General features: G+C 53.8%; 8 protein-coding genes and 2 pseudogenes. 6 read left to right on the forward strand and 4 right to left on the reverse strand.

What is annotated here, in order from left to right:
* Positions 1–126: 126 nt before the first annotated feature.
* The 3 genes and pseudogenes from rho to M0974_RS25800 all read left to right on the forward strand — a co-directional run bounded on the left by rho (position 127) and on the right by M0974_RS25800 (position 3,998).
* A pseudogene (rho, locus tag M0974_RS25790) lies at positions 127–1,385 on the forward strand (transcription termination factor Rho).
* 178 nt (positions 1,386–1,563) lie between these two features.
* Entirely contained in the window at positions 1,564–3,030 is a 1,467-nt protein-coding gene (gene ubiD / locus M0974_RS25795; protein WP_297843759.1) for a 4-hydroxy-3-polyprenylbenzoate decarboxylase, read from the forward strand.
* On the forward strand, positions 3,030–3,998 hold the full coding sequence (locus M0974_RS25800; protein ID WP_297843761.1) for a CDP-6-deoxy-delta-3,4-glucoseen reductase: 969 nt from the start codon (positions 3,030–3,032) through the stop codon (positions 3,996–3,998). The genes ubiD and M0974_RS25800 overlap by 1 nt, the downstream gene beginning before the upstream one ends.
* Positions 3,999–4,006: 8 nt before the next feature.
* Here M0974_RS25800 and M0974_RS25805 read toward each other — a convergent pair whose 3' ends face one another.
* On the reverse strand, positions 4,007–4,495 hold the full coding sequence (locus M0974_RS25805) for a sn-glycerol-3-phosphate transporter (RefSeq protein WP_297843764.1): 489 nt from the start codon (positions 4,493–4,495) through the stop codon (positions 4,007–4,009).
* Positions 4,496–4,850: 355 nt separating this feature from the next.
* Here M0974_RS25805 and M0974_RS25810 point away from each other — a divergent pair, with 355 nt between their 5' ends.
* The 3 genes from M0974_RS25810 (at position 4,851) to M0974_RS33375 (ending at position 7,072) form a co-directional block, all read left to right on the forward strand.
* Complete coding sequence (locus M0974_RS25810) at positions 4,851–5,531, forward strand: gamma-glutamylcyclotransferase (protein WP_297843767.1); 681 nt, start codon at positions 4,851–4,853, stop codon at positions 5,529–5,531.
* A 493-nt stretch (positions 5,532–6,024) separates the two neighbouring features.
* Complete coding sequence (locus tag M0974_RS25815; RefSeq protein ID WP_297843770.1) at positions 6,025–6,690, forward strand: energy transducer TonB; 666 nt, start codon at positions 6,025–6,027, stop codon at positions 6,688–6,690.
* Between the two features lie 112 nt (positions 6,691–6,802).
* Positions 6,803–7,072 carry a TonB family protein gene (locus M0974_RS33375; RefSeq protein ID WP_367279052.1) on the forward strand — a complete coding sequence of 90 codons (270 nt, stop codon included), beginning with the start codon at positions 6,803–6,805 and terminating at the stop codon, positions 7,070–7,072.
* 113 nt (positions 7,073–7,185) lie between these two features.
* On the opposite strand, the gene M0974_RS25820 is transcribed toward M0974_RS33375, so the two are convergent.
* The 3 genes and pseudogenes from M0974_RS25820 to M0974_RS25830 form a co-directional block, all read right to left on the reverse strand.
* Positions 7,186–8,196, reverse strand: a complete 1,011-nt coding sequence (locus tag M0974_RS25820) for a hypothetical protein (RefSeq protein WP_297843773.1) — start codon at positions 8,194–8,196, stop codon at positions 7,186–7,188.
* A gap of 138 nt (positions 8,197–8,334) precedes the next feature.
* Positions 8,335–8,610: a bacteriocin immunity protein gene (locus M0974_RS25825; RefSeq protein WP_297843776.1), complete on the reverse strand. Its 276-nt coding sequence runs from the start codon at positions 8,608–8,610 to the stop codon at positions 8,335–8,337.
* Positions 8,607–9,600, reverse strand: a pseudogene (locus tag M0974_RS25830) (hypothetical protein); the annotation flags it as partial. The pseudogene M0974_RS25830 and the gene M0974_RS25825, both read right to left, overlap by 4 nt.

Genomic DNA, 9,600 nt, shown 5'->3' on the forward strand with positions numbered 1-9,600 from the left:
CCCTGCTAGCCGTCGCCGACGCTCTCCTTTCGATTTTGTACGCGATCCTTTCGCCTTCTCTGCGGCGCGGCCTCTTAAGCCCAAAGCTTAATTTCTCCCTCCATACATGATTACGTCATTCCCTATATGAATCTGACTGAACTCAAGCAAAAGCCGATTACCGATCTGCTCGAAATGGCCGAACAGATGGGCATAGAAAATATGGCCCGTTCGCGCAAGCAGGATGTTATTTTCTCCCTGCTGAAAAAGCATGCCAAAAGTGGCGAGGAAATTTCCGGTGATGGCGTGCTGGAGATCCTCAGGACGGCTTCGGTTTCCTCCGCTCTGCGGACGCCTCCTATCTTGCCGGCCCAGACGATATCTATGTCTCGCCGAGCCAGATTCGTCGCTTCAACCTGCGCACCGGCGACACCATCGTCGGCAAGATCCGTCCACCGAAAGAAGGCGAGCGTTACTTCGCTCTGCTCAAGGTCGACACGATCAACTACGACCGTCCGGAAAACGCGAAGAACAAGATTCTTTTCGAAAACCTGACGCCGTTGTTCCCGACCATTCGTATGAAGATGGAAATCGGTAACGGTTCCACTGAAGACCTTACTGGCCGGGTGATCGATCTTTGTGCCCCGATCGGTAAAGGTCAGCGTGGTTTGATCGTTGCGCCGCCAAAAGCCGGTAAAACCATCATGCTGCAGAACATCGCAGCGAACATCACGCGCAACAACCCGGAAGTGCATCTGATCGTTCTGCTGATCGATGAGCGTCCGGAAGAAGTAACCGAAATGCAGCGTACAGTGCGCGGCGAAGTGGTTGCTTCGACCTTCGACGAGCCGCCAACGCGGCACGTACAGGTTGCCGAAATGGTGATCGAGAAGGCCAAGCGTCTGGTCGAACACAAAAAGGATGTGGTGATCCTGCTCGACTCCATCACCCGTCTGGCTCGTGCCTATAACACCGTAATCCCTAGCTCCGGCAAGGTATTGACCGGTGGTGTAGATGCTCACGCACTGGAGAAACCGAAACGTTTCTTCGGCGCTGCACGGAACATCGAAGAAGGCGGCTCGCTGACCATCATCGCTACCGCGCTGGTTGAAACCGGCTCGAAGATGGATGAAGTGATCTACGAAGAATTCAAAGGCACCGGCAACATGGAACTGCCTTTGGATCGCAAGATCGCTGAGAAGCGCGTGTTCCCGGCCATCAACATCAACCGTTCCGGTACCCGCCGCGAAGAGTTGCTGACGGCCGATGACGAGCTGCAACGGATGTGGATTCTGCGCAAACTGCTGCACCCAATGGACGAAGTCGCGGCTATCGAGTTCCTCATCGATAAGCTGAAGCAGACCAAGACCAACGACGAGTTCTTCCTGTCGATGAAGCGCAAATAAGCCGCTGAATCACCTGGCAGAATCGTGTGAAAAAATGGTGTCCTTCGGGGCGCCATTTTTTTTTGCGTAATTTTCTTGAGCGAAAATACGCCCTGAACGCTTCTATTCAGCGTTCATGAGCTGTCGCCAACCCTCAGAGCAGGTAGGATGTGCGTCTATTTTATGAATGGCCTGATCAATGAAATTCAAGGATCTTCGGGATTTCGTGCAGCAGCTTGAGCAGCGCGGAGAGTTGAAACGCATTCAGGTGCCTGTTTCGCCGGTGCTTGAGATGACCGAAATTTGCGACCGAACCCTGCGCAACAAAGGGCCGGCTCTGCTCTTTGAAAACCCCATCGGTTATGACATTCCCGTGCTCGGCAACCTGTTCGGTACGCCGCAGCGCGTGGCTATGGGCATGGGTGCCGAAGCGGTGAGCGAACTGCGTGAAATTGGCAAGCTGCTGGCGTTCCTCAAAGAGCCAGAGCCACCAAAAGGCTTGAAAGACGCTTGGTCTAAGCTGCCGATCTTCCGCAAGATCATCGCCATGGCGCCCAAGGTCGTCAAGGACGCGCCGTGCCAGGAAGTGGTCATAGAAGGCGATGACGTCGACCTTGGCATGCTGCCGGTGCAAACCTGTTGGCCGGGCGACGTCGGTCCGCTGATCACGTGGGGCCTGACCGTTACCAAAGGTCCGAACAAGGACCGCCAGAACCTGGGCATTTATCGTCAGCAAGTGATTGGCCGGAACAAGGTCATCATGCGCTGGCTGAGCCACCGTGGCGGCGCGCTGGATTTCAGAGAGTGGTGCGAGAAGCATCCCGGCAAACCGTTTCCGGTGTCCGTGGCGTTGGGTGCAGACCCGGCGACTATTCTCGGCGCCGTAACGCCAGTGCCTGACAGCCTGTCCGAATACGCATTTGCCGGCTTGCTGCGCGGTAACCGTACGGAACTGATCAAATGCCGTGGCAATGACCTACAAGTCCCCGCCAGTGCGGAGATCGTCCTCGAAGGCGTGATTCATCCGGGCGAAATGGCCGATGAAGGCCCTTATGGTGACCACACCGGGTATTACAACGAAGTCGATAGCTTTCCAGTTTTCACGGTTGAACGCATTACCCATCGGATCAAACCGATTTATCACAGCACTTACACCGGCCGGCCGCCAGACGAGCCAGCGATTCTTGGGGTAGCGTTAAACGAAGTGTTCGTACCGATCCTGCAAAAGCAGTTTCCGGAGATCACCGATTTTTACCTGCCGCCTGAAGGCTGTTCTTATCGCATGGCCATCGTGACCATCAAGAAACAGTATCCCGGCCACGCCAAGCGCGTCATGCTCGGCGTCTGGTCGTTTTTGCGACAGTTCATGTACACCAAGTTCGTTATTGTCACCGATGATGACATCAATGCTCGGGACTGGAACGACGTCGTCTGGGCTATCACCACGCGCATGGACCCCAAGCGTGACACGGTGATGATTGAAAACACGCCGATCGACTATCTCGATTTCGCCTCGCCGGTTTCTGGGCTGGGTTCGAAGATGGGTCTGGACGCAACGCACAAATGGCCAGGTGAGACCACGCGTGAGTGGGGTCGAGTTATCGTCAAGGATGAAGCGGTAACACGCCGGATTGACGATATCTGGAATCAGTTAGGAATAGATTGATGCGCGTAACGTTGCAGCCGTCAGGTGCGGTACTAGAGATGTTGCCCGGCGAGCGAATACTCGACGCTGCACAACGCCTCGGTTATGACTGTCCGCAGAGCTGCCGAAATGGCAACTGCCATATCTGCACGGCACTGTTGGTCGAGGGCCGAGTTCTGCAGGCAGGTGAGACGCGTGATCATGGCGAGCTTTACACCTGTTTGGCTGAACCGCTGGAAGACTGCGTGGTGATGTGGGACGGCGTGCTGGCACGTAACGAACTGCCGCTGCGCAAGCTGGCGTGTCAAATTACTGAGTGTGCTGAGGTCGGCGGCGATGTATGGCGAATTCGCCTGCGAGCGCCAGCTGGCAAACCCCCGCGATATCACGCCGGGCAGTACCTGATGATCGAGCGCGAAAACGGCGAGAAATCGGCGTTTTCCATGGCCTCGTCGCCGCACCGTGGCCGTGACCTTGAGCTCCATGTGTTGGCTCGTGAAGCCAGCGCGTTGAGCCTCGTCGATCAGTTGCAACGCAACAGTATGGTCAACGTTGAATTGCCTTATGGCGAATCACACCTCGCCGATTTGCCTAACGGCCCGTTGGTGTTAATCGCCGCAGGTACGGGCATGGGGCAGATGCAAAGCCTGATCGAGCATTGCCGCGCTGAAGGTTTTCAGCATCCGGTGCATCTGTATTGGGGCGTTCGACGTCCTGAAGAGTTCTATGAGATGCCCCACTGGGACGACTGGAAGCAGTTGCCTAATCTGTTTCTGCACAAAGTCGTCAGTGATGTGTGCGGTTGGGAAGGGCGCTGCGGCATGCTGCATGAGGCTGTCTGCGAGGACATCAGTGATTTGACGTCGGTGATTGTCTACGCCAGCGGTTCGCCCAACATGGTTTACGCAACACTGGATGCGTTAGTGAACGCTGGAATGGACGCCCATCAGATGCACGCCGACGTGTTTGCTTACGCGCCCAGAGGCTGATTCGTCTTTTAGAAGCGAACCCCGACGTTCACCATCGTTGCCGAAAACCCCAGCAAAACTGCCTCGGCCGTGACGGGCCCGAGGTGGACGCCAACCGATGGGATAATCACTGGCGCAATGCCAAAGCGATTAAATGGAATCTTGTCGCGGTATTTGCCGCGATAACCATGCATCAGCCCACCCGACACCTTCGCGTACACCGGATAATCCGCGCTGTCGAAGCGTTTCCCGACATACCCATAGGTCGATTGCTGGTCATACGAGTTGCGAAACGTTGCTGCCCCGTACAGCAATCCAGACCCCTCGTTGCGCTCCAGACCGATCAGTTGCTGTCGATTGTTGTGATCGGGATCAGGCGAAAAGTGCCGTGTGTAAGCGCTGGTCTGGAGTAGCCAGAAGCCTTCCTTATCCTGCTGCGATGCTTCATTTGCGCCAACGCCGGTTGACGCTGTCAGCAGCCCGGCGAAAATCCAGCGGTTGGATAATCTTTGGTTCATGGATATTCTCCTAGGCGTTTAAATACCAAGGGGCGGCTTTATACACAGCTGTCATGCGCTGTAACAGGTTCGGCTGCCTACAAAATGTGTCAGAGGTTTGCAGTATGTTTGGGCGGTCCCGTGATGACTCGGCAGGCAACGGCTGCCGTGGCTGGACAACCATTCATCACTCCCTATTCGAATTCGGTATTTAAGATCGACGGTCAAGGCTTCTAAGCTATAACCGTGACCGGTGGATAAGCCGCAGCGTCTTTGTGTTTACTACCGCCTGGAAGATTAGCGCCGGCAGTGGAGTACAAATTGCATTAAGAATCAGGTCAGCGACAACTGGCGTGGTAATGCCAGGGGGAAAGTAATGGGGAATGAACTCAACAGTTTGATCACGGCTGACCATCTCGGCCTGGAGCTCAGTTACCCGCCGGTTATCGACATGGGGCCGCAACTGACGCGCGAGCAACTGCTCAGCTCTATGCAAGCCACCATGAAGCTACACAAAGGTGGCCCGGTATGGCTCTTCGCTTATGGCTCGCTCATCTGGCGACCAGAATGCTCCGCTGTGGAGCGTCAGCGCGGACGTGTGCACGGTTATCATCGCGGTTTGTACCTCTGGTCTCACGAACACCGCGGCACGCCTGAGCTGCCCGGCCTGGTATTCGGCCTTGATCGCGGCGGCTCGTGCAGCGGCTTCGCCTACCGTCTGCCCGAAGAATGCCTACAAGAATCACTGCTCGCCCTGTGGCAGCGGGAAATGCCTTATCCCTCGTACAGACCTCACTGGCTCAGCTGCCGCCTCGAAGACGGCACCCGGGTTCAGGCCTTGGGCTTCGTACTGGAACGCCACCTCCCCAGCTACGCCGGCAACCTCCCCGACAACATCCTCAGCCAGGTCTTAGCCAGCGCCACCGGCCGCTACGGCACCACCCGCGACTACGTCGAACAAACCGCCAACTGTCTGCGCAGCCACGCCATGCCGGATTTAAATCTGGAAGCGAAGCTCAAGCGTTGTGGGCAGAGCGCCGAAACCCGCGTGGCCTAGGGGCAGGCAGAGGCAATCTTGCCCATATCAATGAAGGCCCTGCGGCCCAGTTGGTTGACAAGCCAACATCAAAAGCATGTCCGCGTTGTCGCCGATGCGTTGGCAAGGAACTCCGAACTCGTGGGACCGAATTCATTCGGGAAAGCGTCATGTCCGATGCCGCGATTCTACCGGCGGACCCCTCCCGAATAAATTCGGTCCCACAGAGCATGCAGTCGCACATTCGCCGCCGACCGAAACTGTAGGAGTGAACTTGTTCGCGATCGGCTGCGTAACAATAGTAATAAACTCAGTTTGGGAAGCGTCCTACATTCTTATAGGACCTATTGGTCTTATTGTATCTATCTAAAATAGTTATCATTCTTGATCCACGAAAGTAGGTACCAAGAATGAAACTCTGTCTGTGTTTGTTACTCATGTTATTTTCATTGATATCGAAAGCGGCTAATGAACTCTTCATTCCGCTGCAACTTCCCATTTGTCACGAGGTGAAATGGAAGACAATAAACAAATGAGAATATTTATATATCTGGTTCTGATGATTTTCTCATGTGTGGCAAACGCTGATAAGGCTCTGCTCATTCCAATGTATACGCCCAATCCTACCATTATCAACGCGGTCGAAAAGGGCAAGATGTCCGGGCGGGTAAAGCTGGATGTGGTCATAAATTCTGATGGGTGGGTAGATAAAACCTCACTAGTTGAAACCGATAACCCAGCGCTCGCTGAAGCCATCCAGGATGTTGTCGCGACTTGGCAGTTCAAACCCTGGTCAGTAGAAAACGGCAGAAAATCAGAAATGACAGTGACAATGCCGTTTCTGCTCAGTGGCGGGAAAGGGATAAAGGAAGGGGGTGGGGTGCCCAGCGATATAAACACCGCGTTACTGAAAATGAAATGCAGCGACGTTAATAAATCCTTTGCCATATGGAGCGAAAAACATAGGAGTACAACGTTAAGCAGAATGAGGATTTTCTGGCACACCCAGGCTTATTTGGACAATGGTGTCTTCATGGCCTACAACGCGACGGAGGAGGAACTAAAAGTTCTGCTTGCAACCTTGAGACGCAGTCTGAATAACATACTTAGTAACTGCCGGAAAAATCCAGATGCGATGTATGTGGATTATCTTCCAGAGGAAATTAGAAAATTTCTGTAATGCGATAAAAGAAACCCATTGCGGGTCGCGAGTTTAGCGCGATATCTGTAGGAGCGCGCTTGCCCGCGATCGGCTACGGAGCAGTCATAACCCAGCGGTTGCTTTGGTTGCAATGTGGCCGATAGTTGTATTCGCGCACAATATCGAGCTAGTTCCGGTGTATAAACTCGACCGGGTTTACCCCGAAGGGTTGAACAGTGTCAGCGTGGAATGGCAAGTGAAAGTCTATTTCGTAGTCGCCTCCAACGGTCTAGTAAAGAGCGCAGAAATATACAAAGCGTCCCACACCGAATTTGCCGACGCCGCATTACTGACCGTATCAAACTGGCGGTTTGAGCCATGGTCCACGGAAAACGATAATCCTTCGGATATCGAAGCCTAATGAAACTATAAGGCGCCAAGATTTTCTGTAGGAGCCAACTTGTTGGCGAAGTTTAAGCGCGGTGTGTCAGGTACTACACCTCGCCAATAAGTTGGCTCCCACAGGTTCTTGTTTCAATAAGCTACTTGAACCTCAATCCCACTTTGCTTGAATGCATAAAGCATGGCGTTGAAAGCATCAATTTCGGGGATGCCCATATCAGGACCGGTTGCTTGTGAGAACTCGGCCAAGGCTACCCGTACATCTGATTCGAGCTTCAGTGCCAACTTATCCACTTCAGCGAGAACCATCGCTTCTGGGATGAGCTTCACGGGATTACCTGCAGCATCTTTGACATTGGACGCCGCCTCAATGCGCTCGGCTTCTTTGAAGGCCTCCTCTTTTGTGCGTTCAACAATCTGTTGAACGGCAGCTTCTTCTACGTCGGGACGCAATAACAGTAGATGTGCCAAGTCAGCTTGGCGTTCTGCGGCCAGCCTTGCGACTTCTGCCATTTGTAGGCGGATGACTTCTCTCCCAGCTGCTTCCGCCTGAAGCTGAGCGAGCTGACGTGCGGCCTCTTCAGCTTGTCGCCGGGCCAGTTCCCGAGCGGCTTCTTCTGCCTGATGCTGAGCGAGTTGGCGTGCGGCCTCCTCGGCCTGCGCCTGCGAAAGTAAGCGTGCAGCCTCCTCGGCGTGACGCTGTGCAAGCTGACGTGCGGCTTCTTCGGCATGTCGTTGAGCAAGTTGGCGTGCCGCTTCTTCGGCTTGTCGCAGCGTGAATTGTCGTGCCGCTTCGTGAAATTGTGCCTGAGCAGAAATCAAATAGTTATTAAAGTTGCTCAGGAACCGAATCGACTCATATCCAATTTGAGCCAACATGAATTGAAAGTGGGGGGCCCTGCTGAGGTCGAATCCGGGGGTGGATAGGAGGGCGGTCATTTCGTCCATCTGTACTTTCGTTAATTGGACACTGTGGACCGCCTGATACTTCGCGCGCTTAACCGTAATCAAATGATCTGTAGCCGATCTGTATCTAGCAATAATTTGGTCAAGTGGTAGTCCGTGGAGCGGACCGGCCGCTGCGTTAACCTCGGAAATTAGAAAGTTAGGTAGTTGGTGTAGGTGATAGTTATAATCGGTCATGTCTGATGCCTAAGGTATTTGGGCGTGAGTGAGCCGTCCCGCTGGAGCACATAAGAAAAATGGTGATTGTTCGGGGCGGCAGTAATTTTTTAGCTTTGCCACATGCTCACATGTGGCAAAGTAATCGTCGTATTCGTTTTATGGGGCTTTGAATCCCGGCTTTCCGGCCGCCGCTCTCCAGCGCTTAACTTCCGCCAAAATCCCCTCCGGACTATCTTCTCGCCCCTGTGCGGGATAGCAGAGTAAGTCTGATTTTTCCGGATGTTCAGTGATGGATACGATATGTAAAATAAGTGCAGTTGCTAGGTTTTCGTAGTCATCTGCAGTTAAGCCATTTTTGTTCTCAAATAGCTCTGCCAAAAGCTCGAGAAACTCCAGTTCTGTATAGTCTTCCAGATTTTCCTTGAAGTTCATAATTTTCTTTCCGGCTTGTGGGTTTCAATATGTTTGTGTGGCACTAATATAAACAGATTATCCATATCGTAAACTGCACCACCGTTTACGATCCATTCTTGATGGTGAATTTCAAATTTCACCCGTTGACCAACTTGGTCGGAAGCTAATGCAGTTGGCGATTTACCCTGCATCATCTGCGCAATATTGATGCGATTAAACTGCTTGCTAAGCTCTGAGTCATTTGCAACGGCCTTCCAAATTGCCTCCCGTAGGCGGTCAAAATTATCGAAACGCTGCCCTCGGAGCAAATCTGCGATCTGAGAAGGAATTGCCGCGCCTTCACCTCGCGTGTTTTCACCAAGCCAAGTACCGTTAGAAGGTGACCCAATGCCACTCGCTGTCCCGGGCGTGTTTCGGGCCTCCATCACATCCGGCGATGGCAGCTCTTCGTCGGACGGATATCCCGGAATACTGGCATTTGTATCTGCCGGGTCAACCCCAGGAAGTGTTTCGATTTGCGACGGATTGGGGACGGCTCTTCCGCCGGGATAAGCGGGTGGCAGCGGTAATGCTTCCGGTAAAGTCGTCGGGCCAAGTGCGTCGCTGCCGGGAGGGGACAGCGGGGTATTTCTTAAATTGCCATCGCCAAGGTCGGACGGGTAGATGGCTGCCAGAACCGGAACCCACACCATTGGCGCAGAGGTTAGTAGCCTTAGCGTGATTTGCTTGAGAGCCGTTTCGAGCGCCAATGCCGCGACGTTGGAGGCGGGGGTGGTGTAAGGCGCTGCGACCATGGAACTTAAAGTCGAGTGCGCTCGTGTTTTGGAGTCCTCCGTTTCTCGCTCAGCCTTGGCAATTGCCTCGGCTTCAGCTTGTTCTGCTGCGGCCTGTTGCCGGGCGATTTCGCGTGCAGCTGTTTCGGCTTGTTGTTGTGCAATCTGTCTCGCTGCTGCGTGGGCCTGTTGCCTAGCGAATACGCTTGCCGCTGCATCCGCTTGTTGTTGGGCG

Source organism: Pseudomonas sp. (assembly GCF_026224925.1).
GTDB lineage: Bacteria > Pseudomonadota > Gammaproteobacteria > Pseudomonadales > Pseudomonadaceae > Aquipseudomonas.

Coding starts and splice junctions, on each gene's coding strand:
- ubiD (WP_297843759.1), top strand. CDS start 1,564: ATGAAATTCAAGGATCTTCGGGATTTCGTGCAGCAGCTTGAGCAGCGC.
- M0974_RS25800 (WP_297843761.1), top strand. CDS start 3,030: ATGCGCGTAACGTTGCAGCCGTCAGGTGCGGTACTAGAGATGTTGCCC.
- M0974_RS25805 (WP_297843764.1), bottom strand. CDS start 4,495: ATGAACCAAAGATTATCCAACCGCTGGATTTTCGCCGGGCTGCTGACA.
- M0974_RS25810 (WP_297843767.1), top strand. CDS start 4,851: ATGGGGAATGAACTCAACAGTTTGATCACGGCTGACCATCTCGGCCTG.
- M0974_RS25815 (WP_297843770.1), top strand. CDS start 6,025: ATGGAAGACAATAAACAAATGAGAATATTTATATATCTGGTTCTGATG.
- M0974_RS33375 (WP_367279052.1), top strand. CDS start 6,803: ATGTGGCCGATAGTTGTATTCGCGCACAATATCGAGCTAGTTCCGGTG.
- M0974_RS25820 (WP_297843773.1), bottom strand. CDS start 8,196: ATGACCGATTATAACTATCACCTACACCAACTACCTAACTTTCTAATT.
- M0974_RS25825 (WP_297843776.1), bottom strand. CDS start 8,610: ATGAACTTCAAGGAAAATCTGGAAGACTATACAGAACTGGAGTTTCTC.